The sequence below is a fragment of the Vibrio sp. SCSIO 43086 genome (assembly GCF_051132235.1).
In the GTDB taxonomy this organism is placed as follows: domain Bacteria; phylum Pseudomonadota; class Gammaproteobacteria; order Enterobacterales; family Vibrionaceae; genus Vibrio; species Vibrio diabolicus.
On sequence record NZ_CP072677.1, the window covers coordinates 1,014,939 to 1,033,500 of the forward strand.

At 44.0% G+C, this 18,562-nt stretch carries 14 protein-coding genes and 6 tRNA genes; 8 read left to right on the forward strand and 12 right to left on the reverse strand.

Annotation, left to right across the window (positions count from 1 at the left end; genetic code table 11):
- Positions 1-35: 35 nt before the first annotated feature.
- Positions 36-1,910, reverse strand: coding sequence for an MFS transporter (locus tag J8Z23_RS04750; RefSeq protein ID WP_046874204.1), 1,875 nt, complete (start codon positions 1,908-1,910; stop codon positions 36-38).
- Between the two features lie 13 nt (positions 1,911-1,923).
- Positions 1,924-2,514 carry a TetR/AcrR family transcriptional regulator gene (locus J8Z23_RS04755; RefSeq protein WP_006743255.1) on the reverse strand — a complete coding sequence of 197 codons (591 nt, stop codon included), beginning with the start codon at positions 2,512-2,514 and terminating at the stop codon, positions 1,924-1,926.
- Positions 2,515-2,892: 378 nt separating this feature from the next.
- Between J8Z23_RS04755 and J8Z23_RS04760 the strand changes: the two genes are divergently transcribed.
- Entirely contained in the window at positions 2,893-3,765 is an 873-nt protein-coding gene (locus J8Z23_RS04760) for a Tim44 domain-containing protein (protein WP_046874203.1), read from the forward strand.
- A 425-nt stretch (positions 3,766-4,190) separates the two neighbouring features.
- On the opposite strand, the gene J8Z23_RS04765 is transcribed toward J8Z23_RS04760, so the two are convergent.
- The 6 genes from J8Z23_RS04765 to J8Z23_RS04790 form a co-directional block, all read right to left on the reverse strand.
- Positions 4,191-4,275 (reverse strand) — tRNA-Tyr (locus J8Z23_RS04765).
- A gap of 84 nt (positions 4,276-4,359) precedes the next feature.
- Positions 4,360-4,444, reverse strand: a tRNA-Tyr gene (locus J8Z23_RS04770).
- A gap of 84 nt (positions 4,445-4,528) precedes the next feature.
- A tRNA-Tyr gene (locus tag J8Z23_RS04775) sits at positions 4,529-4,613 on the reverse strand.
- Between the two features lie 84 nt (positions 4,614-4,697).
- A tRNA-Tyr gene (locus J8Z23_RS04780) sits at positions 4,698-4,782 on the reverse strand.
- Positions 4,783-4,866: 84 nt separating this feature from the next.
- Positions 4,867-4,951, reverse strand: a tRNA-Tyr gene (locus tag J8Z23_RS04785).
- A gap of 84 nt (positions 4,952-5,035) precedes the next feature.
- Positions 5,036-5,120: transfer RNA gene (locus J8Z23_RS04790), tRNA-Tyr, on the reverse strand.
- A gap of 284 nt (positions 5,121-5,404) precedes the next feature.
- On the opposite strand from J8Z23_RS04790, the gene J8Z23_RS04795 reads away from it, so the two are divergent.
- The 3 genes from J8Z23_RS04795 (at position 5,405) to J8Z23_RS04805 (ending at position 10,044) form a co-directional block, all read left to right on the forward strand.
- A complete protein-coding gene (locus J8Z23_RS04795) occupies positions 5,405-6,514 on the forward strand; it encodes an efflux RND transporter periplasmic adaptor subunit (RefSeq protein ID WP_301658980.1) in 1,110 nt (369 codons plus the stop codon).
- Positions 6,514-9,627, forward strand: coding sequence for a multidrug efflux RND transporter permease subunit VmeF (vmeF, locus tag J8Z23_RS04800; RefSeq protein ID WP_046874696.1), 3,114 nt, complete (start codon positions 6,514-6,516; stop codon positions 9,625-9,627). The genes J8Z23_RS04795 and vmeF overlap by 1 nt, the downstream gene beginning before the upstream one ends.
- Before the next feature lie 219 nt (positions 9,628-9,846).
- A complete protein-coding gene (locus tag J8Z23_RS04805; protein WP_005390570.1) occupies positions 9,847-10,044 on the forward strand; it encodes a type II secretion system protein in 198 nt (65 codons plus the stop codon).
- A 90-nt stretch (positions 10,045-10,134) separates the two neighbouring features.
- On the opposite strand, the gene J8Z23_RS04810 is transcribed toward J8Z23_RS04805, so the two are convergent.
- Positions 10,135-10,710 (reverse strand): porin family protein, encoded by a 576-nt coding sequence (locus J8Z23_RS04810; protein ID WP_005390572.1) that lies wholly within the window; start codon positions 10,708-10,710, stop codon positions 10,135-10,137.
- Positions 10,711-10,923: 213 nt separating this feature from the next.
- Here J8Z23_RS04810 and J8Z23_RS04815 point away from each other — a divergent pair, with 213 nt between their 5' ends.
- Positions 10,924-11,241, forward strand: a complete 318-nt coding sequence (locus J8Z23_RS04815; protein ID WP_167713325.1) for a DUF1244 domain-containing protein — start codon at positions 10,924-10,926, stop codon at positions 11,239-11,241.
- Between the two features lie 64 nt (positions 11,242-11,305).
- On the opposite strand, the gene J8Z23_RS04820 is transcribed toward J8Z23_RS04815, so the two are convergent.
- The gene (locus J8Z23_RS04820; protein WP_395202545.1) at positions 11,306-12,400 is read right to left on the reverse strand and encodes a PLP-dependent cysteine synthase family protein; all 1,095 of its coding nucleotides are present in this window, start codon (positions 12,398-12,400) and stop codon (positions 11,306-11,308) included.
- A gap of 138 nt (positions 12,401-12,538) precedes the next feature.
- Here J8Z23_RS04820 and J8Z23_RS04825 point away from each other — a divergent pair, with 138 nt between their 5' ends.
- Positions 12,539-13,003, forward strand: a complete 465-nt coding sequence (locus J8Z23_RS04825) for an Lrp/AsnC family transcriptional regulator (protein ID WP_005390577.1) — start codon at positions 12,539-12,541, stop codon at positions 13,001-13,003.
- Positions 13,004-13,464: 461 nt separating this feature from the next.
- Positions 13,465-16,506, forward strand: a complete 3,042-nt coding sequence (locus J8Z23_RS04830) for a cadherin repeat domain-containing protein (protein ID WP_434635147.1) — start codon at positions 13,465-13,467, stop codon at positions 16,504-16,506.
- A gap of 64 nt (positions 16,507-16,570) precedes the next feature.
- Here the strand turns inward: J8Z23_RS04830 and tesB are convergent, their stop codons facing one another.
- Positions 16,571-17,431: an acyl-CoA thioesterase II gene (gene tesB / locus J8Z23_RS04835; protein WP_005390581.1), complete on the reverse strand. Its 861-nt coding sequence runs from the start codon at positions 17,429-17,431 to the stop codon at positions 16,571-16,573.
- Positions 17,432-17,671: 240 nt separating this feature from the next.
- Here tesB and J8Z23_RS04840 point away from each other — a divergent pair, with 240 nt between their 5' ends.
- On the forward strand, positions 17,672-18,106 hold the full coding sequence (locus J8Z23_RS04840; RefSeq protein ID WP_012842007.1) for a YbaY family lipoprotein: 435 nt from the start codon (positions 17,672-17,674) through the stop codon (positions 18,104-18,106).
- Between the two features lie 30 nt (positions 18,107-18,136).
- On the opposite strand, the gene J8Z23_RS04845 is transcribed toward J8Z23_RS04840, so the two are convergent.
- Positions 18,137-18,439: a DNA base-flipping protein gene (locus J8Z23_RS04845; RefSeq protein ID WP_134646971.1), complete on the reverse strand. Its 303-nt coding sequence runs from the start codon at positions 18,437-18,439 to the stop codon at positions 18,137-18,139.
- Positions 18,440-18,562 lie beyond the last annotated feature (123 nt).

The following is an 18,562-nucleotide window of genomic DNA, read 5'->3' on the forward strand; positions in this document are numbered from 1 at the left end:
GTTCAGTTATTCTAAACATGTGTTCAAATGTATTTTTATCGCCAGTCGCCTCTAAGTTGATGCACTCTATCGAACATCGTTTTTGCCGTTGCTTCATTTGGTGGAACCGGCTGTCCGGCTTCAATTTCTAGCTTTGACCAAAATCGAGTCGGTAAGCCACAACATGCGCGGCCTTTCGCGCGGCTGAAATAGCTTCCCCATAAGCCTTTGAGTGCCACGGGTATGACAGGTACTGGGCTGCGACGCAGAATAATATCAATGCCACGCATGAATTCATTCATTTCACCGTCTGAGGTTAATTTCCCCTCTGGGAAAATACAGACGATATGTCCTTCGCTTAATGCGGTTTCTACATCATTAAATGCACGCCTGATGGAGTTTCTGTTACTCGCTGAAATCGGAATTACCCCAGTTCTGCGTAAAAAGCGTCTTAGTGGAGGTAGGTTGGCGTAATCTTCCTCCATCACAAAACGAATCAACCTTGGGCATACTGCGCTAAGTAGCAAGGCGTCCATATAGCTCACGTGATTACATACGATCAACGCACCGCCTTGTTCTGGCAAGTTATGTAGGTTTTTATGTTTCACTCGATAAATAGTGTGAGTTAGCATCCAAACCACAAAACGGACAACGAATATCGGTATTTGCAAAAAAATGTAAGCGGCGACCAAGAAATTCAAAATGGCTAACAATGCAAACAATTGAGGAATTGTCATCTTGATTACACTTAGGCACACAATACCTAAGACAGCACTGCCGACCATAAACAGAGAGTTAAAGATATTGAGCCCTGCGATGACTTGCGCGCGCTCGGTTTCCTTTGCTCTATGTTGCATTAATGCGTAAAGCGGCACGATAAATAACCCACCCGAAGCACCAATCATCAATAGGTAGAAAAATAATGGCCAAAAAGGCTCATATCTAAAGAAGTCTACAAAGTTATGGAAGATAGGTAGGTCACTTGGAATGGAGGTTGCCATCAAGTACCCAAATACCGTAATGCCAAGTGCGCCAATAGGCACAATACCGACTTCGATACGATGATTTGAGATCCAATTGCAAAGTAGCGACCCTAGCGCGATACCAATGGAAAACAGAGCAAGCAAGAAAGACACCGCACTCTCGGTGCCATTTAAGTAAATCTTGGTGAAATTCGGGAACTGGGTTAGATAGGCGGCGCCTAAAAACCAGAACCAGCTTATCGCCATAATACATTGAAAAACAACACGATCTGATTTTGCGATGGATAGCGTGTGTTTAGTTTGTTTGTACGGTTGCCAACGAAAAGAAAGATTAGGTGCGCTGGCGGCTGCAAAGGGTATTGATCGGCTCGACAAATATCCCAACAATGCAAAGAGTACGACACAAAATGCGGCAAGGTATTTTGCGTTGTCTGCTGAGGCGATAATTCCAGCACCTAGGGTACCAATAAGGATGGCGATAAAGGTACCAGCTTCAACAAGGGCGTTGCCTGGCACTAACTCTTTCGCGTTTAATTTTTGGGGCAAAAGGGCATATTTAACCGGTCCAAAGAATGCTGACTGTGTGCCCATTAAGAACAGTAGCAGCAAAAGCACACCATAACTTTCGGTTATAAAACCAATGGCGCCCAAAAGCATGATGGCGATTTCAAACAGCTTTACCTTGCGAATAAACCATGATTTTTCATATTTATCGGCTAATACGCCAGCTGAAGCGGAGAATAGAAAGAACGGTAGAATGAACAAGCCAGCCGCTAAATTGATGAACAAGTTGCTCGAAATAGGTAGTGCGCTGGATCCCGCGAAGGCGACAAACAGCAGCAAAACGTTTTTAAAAATATTGTCGTTGAAAGCGCCAAAAAACTGAGTGATGAAATAGGGTAGGAACTTTCTTTGCGTAAGTAAGGACGGCTGTCTGTCGGACGACATGGATAATCCTTTGTTACCAGTTTGTGAGGTAGTTAGAAAGCAGGTTACTGATTAATTCTTTACCATCAATGGGTTCACTAGAGAAAAATTTATCATCAACACTGAGTAAAGTAATGCCGTGTACGCCAGACCAAAGCACTCGACTCGCTTGAATCACTTCGGACTCGGTACGATGTGGTGCGATTTGAGCCAATAGTGACTCCAGCATTCCTGTCATCCCGTCGATACGTTTGGCATGCCATTCTGGAAGCTCTGCACCATTCATGTTGTGCTCGAAGACTAACTGCCAACGGTAAGGGTGCTTTTGAGCGAAATCGTGGTAGCAATAAGCCAGTTCAAATAGAGCTTGATGAGCGTCTTTACTACTATTGGTCGCCTTCAATGCTTCTTGGGAGAGTTCGTCTAAAGTTTGCGCGACTACGTGTAAAAGTAACAGGTTATAGTTGCCAAAAATGTTGACTAATGTGCTTGGCACGTAACCAATCATGTTAGCTATTTTACGAAGACTGAGTTCGTGGTAAGAATTCTCATCTAAAAAGTTTTTGACTGTTGTTAAAGTCAAATTCACTAACTCTTCTCTGGTGTGATCGTTTCTGCGCGCCATACTCTCAAACTGCTTTATTGAACATCGTTCAATATGATAGTCAGCTACCTATTAACCGTCAACAAGGCAATATACTCAAGTGACGTCAAGGTCCAGGATTCTGAGCTGTGTCACTGATTCTAATTCAAGTAAAACATCCCCGAGTAGTAGCGAGTTCATTCCCAGCATTTCTAAACGAACCAAGTATCTCGAAGTTAACCGAGAGCAGTCTGTATCTTTGGCAATATTCTGATACATGTCAGCTTCTGTAAGCTGTTTTCATCAACAGGCATACAGAGTATGATGACGTAACAATCATCTTTGGCGTGCTACTGTTTGAAACAATCGTTGTTTCGTCTGATAGAGCACAATCTTAGATAGCTAACTTTAAGGATAACGATGAAACGTTTATTTTCTATTGTTGCTCTGTTGATGTTTACCGTTGCTGTAACGCCTATCGCGGAAGCGAAGAAGTTTGGTGGCAGTAAGTCTTTCGGTAAGAGCTACAAAACAGCGCCAGCACCAAAACAACAGCAACAAAACACCAATACGGTCGGCAAAGATCAGACGGCAAAGTCTTCAAGTAAAAAAGGCTTAATGGGTGGTCTGCTAGGCGGACTTCTTGCTGGTGGTCTACTTGCTGCATTCTTTGGCGGTGCTTTTGAAGGTATCCAGTTTATGGATATCTTAATTATTGGTTTGATTGCCTTTGTCATCTTTAAATTAATGCGCGGTATGCTAGGTGCGAAGCAGGGCAGTATGAACCAGCATCGCCAGCAACCTGCATTTGGTGGTAACGCATCTAAGTTTGAGCAACCAAACATGCAAAACTTTGAGCAACAGCCAAACACAAATAATGGTGGCTTTGGTGGTTTCGGCGCTCAAACGGACGTACCACATAACTACCCACCGGGCTTTGACCAAGCAGCGTTCATTAACGGCTCTCGTGAACACTACCGAATCCTGCAAGGAGCGTGGAATCACAATCAACTGGAAACCATTGAAGAATATGTTTCTCCAAGCTTGTTTGAAGATCTGAAAGCAGAGCGCGCGAAGCTCGACGGTGAGCAGCATACTGATGTAATGTACGTTGATGCAGAGATCGTCCGTGCCGATTACGATGCAAATAAAGCACAGCTTAGCCTGCAGTTTAGCGGTCGTTACCGTGACACAGTAGAAGGTGTTGAAGAAGAAATCGAAGATATCTGGCACCTAGAGCGTGACCTGACTGTGCCTAATGCACCATGGTTAATCGTTGGTATTCAAGGCTAGTCACCTTTAAACCAATTTAGTCACTAATAAAAATCCCGCACCCCCTGCGGGATTTTTTGTATCTGTCGTTTGTATTTACGAAAGGTGTTTTTATAAAACCTGCCAGATGGAGACTTCATCATGGCTCGCGCTTAACTCTGCCGAATATCTTTTTGCTAGTCAGTCCTCAAGTGTTTTACTGAATGTTTTTAGCATTCACATTATGGTCATTGCGATAAAACAAGGACAAAGTGCTAGTTCATTGTTTGTATTACAACGACCAGATCCGAACTTTGGCCATAGGAGATTCGCTTCGGCCCAGTTGTTAAAGTAGGGTCCAACAGAGGGAGAACCGCGAAGAAGTTGGGTTAAATAAGGAAGGTCTTGTTACTTTATCAAGAATCCGAAACGAAAAAAGCCAGCTCAATGAGCTGGCTTTTTCAATATGGTGGAGGGGGACGGATTCGAACCATCGAAGGCAGTGCCGGCAGATTTACAGTCTGCTCCCTTTGGCCACTCGGGAACCCCTCCAGGGTGTTTTATACTTAAAAGATAGTTTCCCAACCTAGCTTCCAAGTTGTTCTTATGTTTAAAGGAAAAACACAAGAAAGAATATGGTGGAGGGGGACGGATTCGAACCATCGAAGGCAGTGCCGGCAGATTTACAGTCTGCTCCCTTTGGCCACTCGGGAACCCCTCCAGGGTGTTTTATACTTAAAAGATAGTTTCCCAACCTAGCTTCCAAGTTGTTCTTATGTTTAAAGGAAAAACACAAGAAAGAATATGGTGGAGGGGGACGGATTCGAACCATCGAAGGCAGTGCCGGCAGATTTACAGTCTGCTCCCTTTGGCCACTCGGGAACCCCTCCAGGGTGTTTTATACTTAAAAGATAGTTTCCCAACCTAGCTTCCAAGTTGTTCTTATGTTTAAAGGAAAAACACAAGAAAGAATATGGTGGAGGGGGACGGATTCGAACCATCGAAGGCAGTGCCGGCAGATTTACAGTCTGCTCCCTTTGGCCACTCGGGAACCCCTCCAGGGTGTTTTATACTTAAAAGATAGTTTCCCAACCTAACTTCCAAGTTGTTCTTATGTTTAAAGGAAAAACACAAGAGAGAATATGGTGGAGGGGGACGGATTCGAACCATCGAAGGCAGTGCCGGCAGATTTACAGTCTGCTCCCTTTGGCCACTCGGGAACCCCTCCAGGATGTTTTATACTTAAAAGATAGTTTCCCAACCTAGCTTCCAAGTTGTTCTTATGTTTAAAGGAAAAACACAAGAAAGAATATGGTGGAGGGGGACGGATTCGAACCATCGAAGGCAGTGCCGGCAGATTTACAGTCTGCTCCCTTTGGCCACTCGGGAACCCCTCCAGAGGATTTTTATACTTAGCAAGATGTTTTCCCAACTCATCTCCCAAGTGCGGAGCGAATCATAGCAAACTCGCTCAGGCTGTAAAGCGTTTTTCTTGCGTTTTTACGTTGAATGCTGTCTTTTTGGGCAAAGATGGTAGAAAGTCAGCGTTTTGTGTGTCCTTTGAACAGAAGAGAAACGCTCTTTTTACTTGAATTTACACTACTTGACGTTAAACCACGTATCTACTGATAAAATGTAAGCAGTTTAATGACATAAGTTTATTCGTTTAGAAGTCAATATCATGAGCATGAAAGCCACGTTATCGTTATCTGTTTTAACGCTTTCTATATTAATGAGTTCTCCATCAGCTTTCGCAGCTATGCGAGGCTCAGCAGTTACCGTCGTAACTGAACAAGTAGAAACGCACGAGATCAATCAATCCTTATCGCTTATCGGTAAATTAGAAGCGGCGGAGTCTGTGGTTGTTGCATCGGAAGTCGCCGGCAAAGTGAATCAAATCGCTGTTAAAGCGAATCAAAATGTCCAACAAGGTCAGCTGTTAATCAAGTTGGATGATGATAAGGCTCAAGCCGCTTTGATTGAGGCAAAGGCGTACCTTAAAGATGAACAACGTAAGCTAAAAGAGTTTCAACGTTTGGTTAAGCGAAATGCTATCACCCAAACTGAGATCGACGCACAAAAAGCAAGTGTTGAAATCGCACAAGCAAGGCTGGACGCCGCTCAAGCAAATTTGGCCGATCTTCATATTACGGCTCCATTCTCTGGCACTGTTGGTTTCATTGACTTTAGTCGCGGTAAAATGGTTAGCGCGGGTACAGAGCTGTTGACCTTGGATGACCTTTCCGTCATGGAGCTGGATTTACAAGTACCGGAGCGCTATTTATCGATGCTCTCTATTGGTATGGAAGTCATTGCCAAAACCAGTGCATGGGGTGAACAGACGTTTACTGGTCAAGTCACAGGCATTGATACGCGGATTAGCTCAGAAACGCTGAACCTGCGTGTACGTATTGAGTTTGAGAACCCTGAAAACCTCTTAAAGCCGGGCATGTTAATGAATGCATCATTGGCCTTCCCTGCGATTGAAGCGCCAATTATCCCGGTTCAAGCACTAGAATACTCTGGCACCAAGCGTTACGTATACGTCATCGATGGCAACAATAAAGCGACTCGACAAGAAGTCATTCTCGGTGCTCGTGTCGATAACGAAGTCGTTATTGAGTCAGGCGTTGAAGTTGGCGACAAAATTGTTGTACAGGGCATCGTTAATATGCGAGATGGTGTTGAAGTTAAGGAAATTGTCGCACCAGGAAAGGCAGAAACAGCTAACGCAACTGGTAATCAAGGTGTTCAAAGCACGCAAGACGAAGCGGCTAAGGAAGCAAACTAATGTTACTTTCTGACGTTTCTGTAAAACGCCCAGTCGCAGCGTTGGTATTGAGTATGCTGCTGTGTGTATTTGGTTTTGTATCCTTTACGAAACTAGCGGTGCGAGAAATGCCGGACATTGAAAGTCCGGTCGTTTCCATTAGTACGCGTTATGAGGGCGCTTCCGCGACGATCATCGAGAGTCAAATTACTTCTGTATTAGAAGATCAGCTTTCAGGCATCAGCGGAATAGATGAGATCAGTTCGACGACGCGAAACAGCAGTTCGCGTATCACGATCACTTTTGAGCTAGGTTACGATCTCAATACGGGTGTTAGTGATGTTCGCGACGCGGTGGCTCGCGCTCAACGTTCGCTACCTGATGAAGCGGACGATCCAATTGTCTACAAGAATAACGGTTCAGGTCAGGCCTCCCTCTATATTAACCTCAGCTCTGCAGAGATGGACCGCACTCAATTGACGGATTATGCAGAACGTGTACTGATGGATCGCTTTAGCTTGATCTCTGGGGTGAGCTCCATTGATCTCTCTGGTGGTTTGTACAAAGTGATGTACGTGAAGCTTAAGCCAGAGCTGATGGCGGGGCGCTCAGTCACGGCTTCGGACATTACATCGGCACTGCGAAGTGAAAACTTAGAAAGTCCGGGTGGTGAAGTTCGTAATGATTCGACAGTCATGTCGGTACGGACAGCGCGTAGCTATAACACGCCGGAAGATTTTCAGTACCTCGTGATTAAAAGGGCAAGCGACAACACGCCTATCTATTTGAAAGATGTCGCTGATGTTTTTATCGGTGCAGAGAACGAAAACTCGACCTTTAAAAGCGATGGCGTCGTCAATGTTAGTTTGGGGGTTGTTCCTCAGTCTGATGCGAACCCGTTAGAAGTAGCAAAATTAGTTCGAGCTGAAGTTGATAACATCCAGAAGTTCTTGCCGGAAGGAACGCGGCTTGCTATCGACTACGATGCGACGGTGTTTATCGAGCGCTCGATAGAAGAGGTGTATAGCACGCTATTTATTACGGGCGGTTTGGTTATTTTGGTGTTGTACATCTTCATTGGTCAAGCTCGTGCAACCTTGATTCCTGCGGTTACGGTTCCGGTATCGCTGATTTCTTCGTTCATTGCCGCTTATTACTTTGGCTTTTCTATCAACTTAATCACCTTGATGGCGCTGATCCTGTCTATCGGCTTGGTAGTGGATGACGCGATTGTGGTTGTTGAAAACATCTTCCACCATATCGAACGTGGTGAATCGCCTTTGCTTGCGGCCTATAAAGGTACGCGGGAAGTAGGCTTTGCCGTTATCGCGACAACGCTAGTGCTGGTGATGGTATTCCTGCCGATTTCTTTTATGGATGGCATGGTAGGTCTGCTATTTACTGAGTTTTCTGTCTTGTTGGCGATGTCAGTAATTTTCTCGTCTTTGATCGCCCTAACATTAACTCCTGTATTGGGTAGTCAGATTTTGAAGGCGAATGTAAAACCAAATCGATTTAATCAAGTGGTCGATCGCCTATTTAGTAAACTTGAGAGTGGTTACCGCTCATTATTGAAAGGCGCATTGAAAATGCGTTGGGCTGCACCGCTGGTGATTTTGGCGTGTTTGGGCGGCAGTTACTTCTTGATGAACCAAGTGCCAGCCCAGTTGACCCCTCAAGAAGATCGCGGGGTGATGTTTGCGTTTGTACGCGGGGCTGATGCTACGTCATACAATCGTATGTCAGCCAATATGGACATTGTTGAAGACCGATTGATGCCATTACTTGGGCAAGGGTATCTGAAGTCGTTTAGTATTCAAACGCCTGCATTTGGTGGACAGGCAGGCGATCAAACCGGCTTTGTTATCATGATTCTAGAAGACTGGAACGAGCGAGATGTAACAGCTCAGGAAGCGCTTAACAAAGTGCGTGGTGCACTAGCTGGCATACCTGATGTTCGAGTGTTCCCATTCATGCCTGGTTTCCAAGGTGGTTCGAGTGAGCCTGTTCAGTTTGTGTTAGGTGGCTCTGATTACGATGAACTTCTCGTCTGGGCTGAAATGTTGAAAAACAAAGCAGAAGAATCGCCAATGATGGAAGGTGCTGAGATCGATTACTCAGAGAAAACGCCAGAGCTATTGGTTACGGTCGACAGACAGCGTGCCGCAGAACTAGGGGTCAGTGTCAAAGACATTTCTGATACGCTAGAAATCATGCTTGGTGGTAAAAGTGAAACGACTTATGTTGAGCGTGGCGAAGAGTATGATGTGTATCTTCGTGGTGATGAAAACAGCTTTAATAATGCAGCGGATTTAAGCCAGATTTATCTGCGAACTAATAGTGGGCAGTTAGTGACGTTAGACGCGGTCACTAAAATTGAAGAAGTGGCAGCTTCTATTCGTCTATCTCACTACAACAAACAGAAATCCATCACTATTACGGCTAATCTGTCAGAAGGCTACACATTAGGAGACGCGCTGAATTACCTTGATCAACAAGCGATAGACAACTTACCAGGTGACATCTCGGTGAGTTATTCTGGCGAGTCAAAAGACTTTAAAGAGAACCAAGCGAGTGTTGCTGTCGTATTTGCGTTGGCATTGCTTGTGGCGTATCTCGTGTTGGCGGCTCAGTTTGAAAGCTTCGTGAACCCGTTAGTGGTGATGTTTACGGTGCCGATGGGCGTATTTGGTGGCTTCCTTGGCTTGGTTGTGATGGGGCAAGGCATGAACATTTACAGCCAGATCGGCATGATCATGTTGATCGGCATGGTGACGAAAAACGGCATTTTGATTGTTGAGTTTGCCAACCAGTTGCGAGACCGTGGTGTTGAATTCGAAAAAGCGGTTATTGATGCAGCTGCGCGACGTCTGCGCCCGATCTTGATGACAGCATTTACCACGCTTGCTGGTGCCATCCCGCTGATCGTTTCGACAGGGGCAGGTTATGAGAGTCGTATTGCTGTGGGTACCGTGATCTTTTTCGGGATGGGATTTGCAACATTGGTGACCTTATTTGTCATCCCGGCTATGTACCGATTGATTTCGGCGAAAACACAGGCGCCAGGTCATGTAGAAGCAGAATTGAACAAAGCACTCAGCCACGATACAAAAGGCCGTATTGCTCATCCTTAGCCGCTGTACGTAAAGCTTTGATTGAAAACACCGAACAAAAGTTGTTCGGTGTTTTTTTATATTGAGAGTGATTACTTATAGATCTAATGATTATTTTTGTTTACTATTTCGCCACTTCTTCGAGGAGCACAGGACTCGCTCATCGTATTGACTGAATGTCGGGTCTTGTTAGGTGTCATGCCGGGAAAGCAGCATATACCTATTATTTGAGGTGTTCTCTTGAAAAAAGTACGTGGTAGTTACATGGTAGAAATGGTTTTAGTTGCGGGTGTTATGGCGTTGTTAGCGACCACTGCACTTCCGACGTTAACGAATGCACTAAAAGATCGTCAAGATGGCATTTTACACTCTCTCGATGCCGGGCAACCAAGTAGCCATGTGAATCAAGAGACAACAGAAAAGTTCTCCGCTCAGTAACTGATGACACACCGTAGATTGTAAAACAAGCCGAGGTAAAAACCTCGGCTTGTTTGTATTTCAATTCTGGTAACTTGGTGCTATCTAATGTTAGAAGCGTTTCCCTAAGCTAACTTGCACACCTTCGTAGCTGTCGTAAAAATCTTCAAAGCCCATATCTGCGACATTATAGATGTACTCTGCGCGCAACCAGATGTCTTTGCTCATATCCCAATGGACACCAGCACCGATATTGAATAGTGCTCCTGAATCATCGGTGACTTTTTGTTGGTTTGGAACGTACATTTCTGCCTGAGTCCCCAACGCGGTCACGCGGCCGAACAAAGAAAGTGGTGTATCGCCAAGGTTATCACTGGTCAATACTGCTGACATACCCGCTTGGTAATAGTGCAAATCCAAATCTGTTTTCAGTGTGTCGTTTTTAAGTTCGTTTTGGGAGTAGCGAAGCACACCTTCAAACGCAAGGTATTGATTGACATGATAGCCCCAACCAACAGTGATATGTGGTGTGGACCACTCATTGTCTCTGTCTGAGCCAAAATAGGGTGTATCAAAACCGACGTTACCAGTACCCAGATAAAAATAAGATTGATGAGTTTGTTCTTGAGCAGCAAAAGTCGGCACACTGATGGTCAAGGCAGACAATAATAGAATGGCGTTTTTCATAACTTGACGATAACCTTTGTAAAAGACCGTTGTAATGAGTTGTGTTAATATTAATTTAATCAATAAGATAGATGGCGTTTATCATATCAGCTTTAACGCAAAGGTAGTCATTTAGACTGGGAATTGTTGCGCTAAAGCAGACTTCCTAGGCTGGAGAACTTACTATTCGGTATGGTGATTAACGTCAATCAAATAAGAGAGAAGGAAAGGAAAGTGGCTGAATTCAAATATAAAAATCTGACTCAAGAAGAACAAGATAAGTTAGACGCGGCGACATTTCGTCGTTTATTGGCGCATTTAGACGCGAATAAAGACGTGCAGAACATCGACCTCATGATCCTTGCGGGCTTCTGTCGCAACTGTTTTAGCAAATGGTACAAAGCTGAAGCGGAAAATCTCGGTGTGGATTTAGATATTGATGACGCTCGCGAACGTGTTTACGGCATGACTTACGGTGAATGGAAACAAAATCATCAGCCAGCGGCAACGCCAGAACAACTGGCGGCGTTTGAAGCGCGTCAGAAAAAGTAATACTCATTTCCAAAAAAACAGCCCGCACATCAGCGGGCTGTTTTTTTACATTCGAATTTGCATATTAAGCGGTAATTGGATCGCAACATGCCGGTTCGACACAGCCTTTCGCTTGAATGACTTCAAGTTGCGCGAGGTAAGGTTGAATATCACCGATGTTCTCTTTTACCCATGTTAAGTCGTAATAAGTATCTAAGTAACGCTCACCAGAGTCACATAAAAGTGTCACGATAGAGCCTGTTTCACCGCGTTGTTTCATTTCGCAGGCCAGTTGAAGCACACCGTAGAGGTTCGTCCCCGTTGATGCACCGACTTTACGCCCAATGAGTTGAGAAACCCAATGTGCAGTTGCCACACTGGCAGCGTCTGGAATTTTGCGCATCTCGTCAATAACACCTGCAATAAAGCTTGGCTCGACACGTGGTCGACCGATGCCTTCAATTTTGCTGCCGGTCTCACCTTTTAATGAGTGATTACCTGACTGAAAAGCGTCGTAAAACACCGAGTTTTCAGGGTCTACGACACAAAGTTTGGTGTCGTATTTTTGGTAACGAATAAAACGGCCAATGGTTGCAGACGTACCACCAGTTCCTGGGCTCATTACTACCCAATTAGGAATTGGGTGATCTTCTAGTTCCATTTGGCTAAAGATAGAGTTCGCAATGTTGTTGTTGCCGCGCCAGTCAGTCGCACGTTCAGCATAAGTAAACTGATCCATGTAGTGACCATTTAACTCTTGAGCCAAGCGTCGAGACTCGTCATAAATCTGATCTGAGCGCTCTACAAGATGCGCTTTACCACCGTAAAACTCAATTTGTTCAATCTTTTTACGTGCGGTGGTTTTCGGCATAACAGCAATGAACGGTAAGCCAAGCAAGCGAGCAAAATACGCTTCTGAAACGGCAGTGCTGCCTGAGGACGCTTCAATCACTGTGGTTTCAGGACCAATCCATCCGTTACAAATCGCATAAAGAAACAACGAGCGTGCCAATCGGTGTTTCAGAGAGCCTGTTGGATGCGTGCTCTCATCTTTTAGGTAGATATCGATACCATCAAGAGAAGGCAGTTCAAGTTTAAATAAATGAGTATCAGCAGAACGTTGAAAGTCTGCTTCAATTTTACGCACTGCATTGTTGATCCAGTTGTGGTCAGTACACATGGCGTCTCTCCTTGGAAATCGATAGATAAGCATTAGATGGGAATAATTTACCTATAATACGAGAGAAAAACTTTGCTATAGTTGCCGGTAATGACTATTTTGATAGAAAAGTTTTCTACACTTCGTGGGTTTTATAGGATGAGTTTGGATCGGGTCGATAAACAGCTGCTTGCGTTGTTACAAACCGACAGCACCTTGTCATTAAATGAGTTAGCAGAGCAGGTAAATCTGACAACGACGCCATGTTGGAAGCGTTTGAAAAGGTTGGAAGAAGAAGGCTACATCGAAAAGCGCGTGGCGTTACTGAGTGCAGAAAAACTCGACCTGTCTTTTATCGCTTTTGTTCAGCTAAAAACCATCGATCACTCCGAAGATTGGTATCACCATTTTGTCACAACAGTGAGTGATTTCCCCGAGGTAATGGAGTTTTATCGTATGGCCGGCGAGTATGACTACATGATGAAAGTGCTGGTGAAAGATATGAAGTGTTTTGACGAGTTTTATAAGCGCTTAGTTAATAGTGTAAAGGGATTGTCTAATGTGACTTCAACATTTGCTATGGAATCCATTAAATATACGACTGAGTTACCACTTCTCAACTAAATAGCTTTATACGAATTTTATTTAATGGTTACTCTACCTGTTAGCATTTTAAGTGTTAACAGGTAGCAGGGTTATTCTAACTAGGTTACTTTTTACTGGATTGGAATAAATATAAACGATATTTATTCTCTCTTCTATTCCCGCATTAACTGTTTGTTTTTTATCCTTTATTAAGTGCTCATACAGCAAAACGCATGAAAAAATAACGCAATTTTTTCTCTTTATTTTTCGTGTTTTATTTTTGTTGAATATTCATTCTTACTAAATTAATTAATTGGTTTAATTTAAACGTTTGCTTTGTGTTGTTTTGTGTATTTTAGGCACCACTTCTGAACATTTATTTTTATGCGTAATACAGTAGCAAATACTTAAGTAATAAAGTACTCAAAAATGGACATGGTGATTAATAAAACATCGTATTATTATCGCCAGCACTTATTTGTGACAAAGTGTTTCTAAAAATGAACAGAAAATATTATTTGCTTTTTCTCGCGGCGTTACTCGCTGGTTGTGGTGGTGGAGGTGACTCTAAAACGAACAATACAAAGACACCAACTACGATAACAAAGCAGAGTCGTCCACAGTTAAAAGCTGAAGACACGGTATTGAAGTTTGAGGGCGTGGGAACCGTTACAGAGGCAAAATTGAGCAATGTACATGGTTCGGTGTCTTATCAAGTCATTGACTCTAATCCGCTAAATGTTGTGAAAATTAATGACTCTGGAATGCTACAAATTTTGCGTCCAGGAACGGCAACAATTCTGGCTACGGATAACAGTTCTGCTTATGAATCCTCTGAAGCACGATTTTCTATCACTGTGGAACGAGGTATTAACACAGACCTTTCGGTTAGTGATCTAAACTTCAATGCAATCGAATCTGAAGGGAAAGCGCTGACCGTTCGTGGCCAAAAAGGTGAATTGAGTTATGAAGTAGAAAGTGGTCATAACTTGATTCGGGTTGATCAGAACGGTTCGGTATATTCATTAGGCTCAATTGGTCAGGCGTCGGTACTGATTACTGACTCAGGTAACGAGCTCTATCTGCCGAAGCAAGTTCGCGCGACGGTGAAGCTTCATGGAGTAGCATCCGGGCAACTTCAATTCGCCTTGCTGGAAGACGAATATAGAGAAGGGCTGACGTTAGAACCTGCACGTTTAGATAAAGCTCAAACGCAAAGCATCACATACAAAATCATTCGCAGCGAACCAGACAACAAAGTTGCCGAGTTACTCAACCCGGAGTCAGGTGTGCTCCTTGTTCATAATGTTGGGCAGTTAACCGTTGAAGCAACAGCAACTTACAGCGATGCCTTTTTAGATAAGCAGCAAACGGCGCAATTTGTTGTGGATGTAAAACAAGGTCAACGCGAAGCAATCAGCGTAGCGGATGTTGTGAAAACTTATGAGGAAGGTGGCCGAATTTTCCCTAAGGTGACGAATGCTCGCGGCGACTATTCACTGCGAATTATTAGCGGCACAGATGTTATCGCTAAATCTATGAGCAGTGAAGCACTGCTGATCAAAGGTGTAGGTACGGCTGAAGTTGAAATCTACGAGCATGAAATGCGTAATTATCCTGCAAGTAAAGCTCGCTTCAATGTTGAAGTTAATCGCGCGCCTCATCCAGTGATGAACGACATTGAAATGTCGCTTATTTATCAGCCTAGCCTCTCAATTCCTTTGGCATTTTCAGGACAAAAAGGCAACGTAAGCCTAGTCGGTAGTTTACCGGACGGTTTAAGAATGACCGATGGCAAGTTAGAAGTAGAGACGGCTGGTGAATATCGTCTTAAGTTTGAAGATGATGGTGGGGATTTATATCAACCAATTCAGTTTAATGTAGTCATCAAAGTAGCGAAAGCTGCGGGACAAGCCATGGTGACACAAGATTATGAAATGGTGTATAGCAAAGACTATAGCTTTGATCTTCGTCGTGACTTTGGTTTAAGTACAAGTAACGATCATGTAGAACTCGTTGATAACACTGCTACAGATGTTATAGAGGTTACTGCGGATGGACGTGCCTATGTTTACAAAGCGGGTAAAGCGACGTTAACAGTTCGCAGACAGGAGAGCGCGAATTATACTGCGGGTCCAGATCAGAAAGTGTACGTTAATATTCTTAGTGCGCCGAGTCGGATTGATGTGCAATCCGATGTGGAAGAGACTTGGAAAACCAGCCAGCCTTATGTTCAAAAACCGACCATCTCTGGTACGGTTGGCGAAGTTTCGTATCGATTTGCAGAAAATGCAGCAACGGATGTGGTTTCCCTAGACAGCAAAACGGGCGAGATGCGCATCCTCAATGCTGGCAGCACAAGAGTTGTTGTATCGGATGCAGGGGACGATAAATTTACTCCGGGTGAAAGCAGTTTCTCTGTCACGATCAAACAGGGCACAAACCCTGTATCGATTGCTTATCCAACGGTAGACTTTTCAGCGGGTACTATTATCTCACCAGTGATGAGTGGAGGAGAGGCGAAAGCCAGTTATCGTCTTATTAACCAAAAAGATCCTGTGGTTGAGTTAGTCTCTTCTGAAACGGGGCGTTTGAAGATTTTGCACGCAGGCGAGTACCAATTAGAAGTGACGCTAACTGCACGTAACTATACAACTAAAACCGTATTGGTTAACGGCACCATTAATAAAGCGGATCATCCCGGTCTTACCACGAAACTTCAAACCGTTGAGTTTACGCCTTTCAAGGCAATTGACTTAGATTTCGGTAGAACGGTCGGTACTCGCACTTACTCATTTGGTGATACTGTGAGTAAAGATCTTGCCACGTTAGACAATGCGAATGCTGAGTTGACGCTAACCAATTACTCTCAATACCATTCTATTGCTCTAGATATCTCTGAGAGTGAATCGCGAGATTACAAAGCGTTACCAAGAACAAAAGTCACGGTTAGTGTCGATTTGGCAGAGTCGGGTGTTGCAGATAAATACACACAACTTAATAGCGAACAAACCGTCATTGTGAGCACGCTTAGTGCCCCACAGTTTGCCAATTTAGAAGAGAGTGAATTTGGTATCTTGGGTTCGCGTTCGGTACGTGAACCGACGGATGACGAGCTGCAAAAACACGGTAAAGGTAAGGTTGTGCTATTTATGTTTAAGCCAGTTGGTAGCGATGACCGAAGACAAGAAAAGGCAGCGTGGGTGCATGTTGCTCGATTCGATGGATGTACATCAGAGCTATTTGCTGATGACCTTAAGCCATTTAATGCAATTGGTTATGATGATCCAGGGTATTGCACCAGCGGTAGCACTATCCGTATGACTCGGTTCTTAGTGATTGATGATTCTAATTTGGAAGACATAGAGTATGAGTTGGCAGCACCAGTCATTACTTACCGTCGTGGGGTGCGTGAATTTTTAGCAACGGATAAAGGTGGATTCTACGCTGACCCAAATGTCGTTTACGGGAAAAGCGAATACGGTTACCCGAAATCACTTTACGAATGGTCGGTCATTACTATGAAGTATCAACCAAATTAATTATCGTTTGATACCCACAAAAAAGGAGTGCTGAGCACTCCTTTTGTCGTTTAGGGTTTAGCGGTTACTTGGTATAGCGCATTACACCTTCTTGCACTGCGGTTGCCACTAAATGACCTTGCTGGTTATAGATTTCGCCACGCACTAACCCGCGAGTATTACTCGCCGTTGGGCTTTCTATCGCGTACAACAACCATTCATCCATTTTGAACGGACGGTGGAACCAGATTGAATGGTCAATGGTGGCAACTTGGAAGTTTGGCGTCATTAATGACACTTCATGTGGGTGCATTGCTGTCACGAGGAATCCCCAATCTGATGCGTAGGCCAACAGGTACTGATGTATAAGCAGGTTCTCTGGCATTTCACCATTGGCACGAATCCAAAGATACTGTTTAGGCTCTGCTTTTTTGGGTTTTAGGGGGTTGATGACCGTAACAGGACGGGTTTCAATTGGCTTTTCACCACAAAATGTTTTGCGTAGTCGCTCTGGCAGGAATTCGGCTATATGGCTAGCAAGCTCACTCTCAGAGGCGAAGTTTTCTGGGCCAGGAATGTCTGGCATTTCCTTTTGATGATCAAACCCAGGTTGATCGCCATGGTAAGACGCCGTTAGGTAGAAAATAGGGCGTCCATTTTGAATCGCCTTAACGCGTCTGGTGCTGAAGCTACGGCCATCCCTTAGGTTTTCTACATCATAAATGATGGGCTTTTCTGGATCACCAGGGTACAAAAAATAGCTATGGAAGGAGTGCACCGCGCGTGTTTCTTCAACGGTGTAGCGCGCAGCAGAAAGCGCTTGCCCAATCACTTGGCCGCCATACACTTGAGGCAAACCTAGGTTTTCACTTTGGCCACGAAACAAGCCTTCTTCTAATTTTTCGAGTTGTAGTAGGCTGAGCAATTCTCGTAATGGTTTACTCATTGTGTCTCCTCACCGTTGTCTTTCACTCCAACTTACCTCAACAGTCTCACTCTTGTGAAGTGCCATAGTTAAGAACTATTGAGTAACTTAGAAATAGTATTGTTCCGATTATGAAACAAAATCAATTGTTTGATAAATTCTAACTCAGTCAAACTATTGTCAAATAAACCGACAGGAAGCAGACAGTTTTATATTCCACACCTATAATTGCTCCGGTTTAATACTCTTTTCGAGGAAGATATGAAAAAAACACTACTGCTTGTTACTTCTTTACTCTTTGGGGCTGCGTTAGTGGGTTGCCAAACTTCTCAAAATACAGAAATGGAATCTGCAGAGGCGTCAATGAAGACGATTACAGGTACAGTGGCTTACCGTGAGCGTATTGCTCTGCCGCCAAACGCAGTGGTTACCGTCGCGTTAGAAGATGTGTCTTTGGCTGACGCGCCAGCAAAAGTACTAGCAAAGCAGACATTCGAAACGGAAGGCAAACAAGTTCCTCTTTCTTTTGAGCTGAACTACGATAACAATGAAATCAAACCAAACCATCGTTACAGCGTCCGTGCGCGTATTGAAGTGGATGGTAAATTGCGTTTTATCAGCGATACACATAACGGTGTAATCACAGATGAAGCACAAACTCACCAGTTGGATATTCGTCTAGTTGGTACGCGTTAATATCAAACTCAGCGAACAAAAAATGGCAGCCTAAGGCTGCCATTTGTATTTTCTTAGCGAAATTTTTCCAATCTCAGATACTTCAATTCCTTCGGCTTCTAATTTCTTTGTTTGTCGTTCTAAATCACTGCCTTTTAAGGATATTTTTCCTTGACTATTTATCACTCTAAACCACGGGAGTTTGCTGTCCTCTGGCAAATTACCAAGCGCTTTACCAACATGTCTTGCGTAGCCCGGGTAACCTGCCATTTTTGCGATTTCCCCGTAGGTGGAGACTTTTCCTTTTGGAATTTGGTGAATTACAGCAAAGATTTGCGCTAAAAATTGGTCCATACTCAAAAGTGTCTATTGTGGATTACTAAGGAATGGTAAACCATCGGACTTGTATATTGCTAACGGTTCTTAACGTTTATATTGCCCGCGATTGACTTTTGTTGATCACATTTTCTCTTCAGT

Bases quoted from the DNA above. Each gene is read 5' to 3' on its own strand.
- J8Z23_RS04750 (WP_046874204.1), bottom strand. From the start codon at position 1,910: ATGTCGTCCGACAGACAGCCGTCCTTACTTACGCAAAGAAAGTTCCTA.
- J8Z23_RS04755 (WP_006743255.1), bottom strand. From the start codon at position 2,514: ATGGCGCGCAGAAACGATCACACCAGAGAAGAGTTAGTGAATTTGACT.
- J8Z23_RS04760 (WP_046874203.1), top strand. From the start codon at position 2,893: ATGAAACGTTTATTTTCTATTGTTGCTCTGTTGATGTTTACCGTTGCT.
- J8Z23_RS04795 (WP_301658980.1), top strand. From the start codon at position 5,405: ATGAGCATGAAAGCCACGTTATCGTTATCTGTTTTAACGCTTTCTATA.
- vmeF (WP_046874696.1), top strand. From the start codon at position 6,514: ATGTTACTTTCTGACGTTTCTGTAAAACGCCCAGTCGCAGCGTTGGTA.
- J8Z23_RS04810 (WP_005390572.1), bottom strand. From the start codon at position 10,710: ATGAAAAACGCCATTCTATTATTGTCTGCCTTGACCATCAGTGTGCCG.
- J8Z23_RS04820 (WP_395202545.1), bottom strand. From the start codon at position 12,400: ATGTGTACTGACCACAACTGGATCAACAATGCAGTGCGTAAAATTGAA.
- J8Z23_RS04825 (WP_005390577.1), top strand. From the start codon at position 12,539: ATGAGTTTGGATCGGGTCGATAAACAGCTGCTTGCGTTGTTACAAACC.
- J8Z23_RS04830 (WP_434635147.1), top strand. From the start codon at position 13,465: ATGAACAGAAAATATTATTTGCTTTTTCTCGCGGCGTTACTCGCTGGT.
- tesB (WP_005390581.1), bottom strand. From the start codon at position 17,431: ATGAGTAAACCATTACGAGAATTGCTCAGCCTACTACAACTCGAAAAA.
- J8Z23_RS04840 (WP_012842007.1), top strand. From the start codon at position 17,672: ATGAAAAAAACACTACTGCTTGTTACTTCTTTACTCTTTGGGGCTGCG.
- J8Z23_RS04845 (WP_134646971.1), bottom strand. From the start codon at position 18,439: ATGGACCAATTTTTAGCGCAAATCTTTGCTGTAATTCACCAAATTCCA.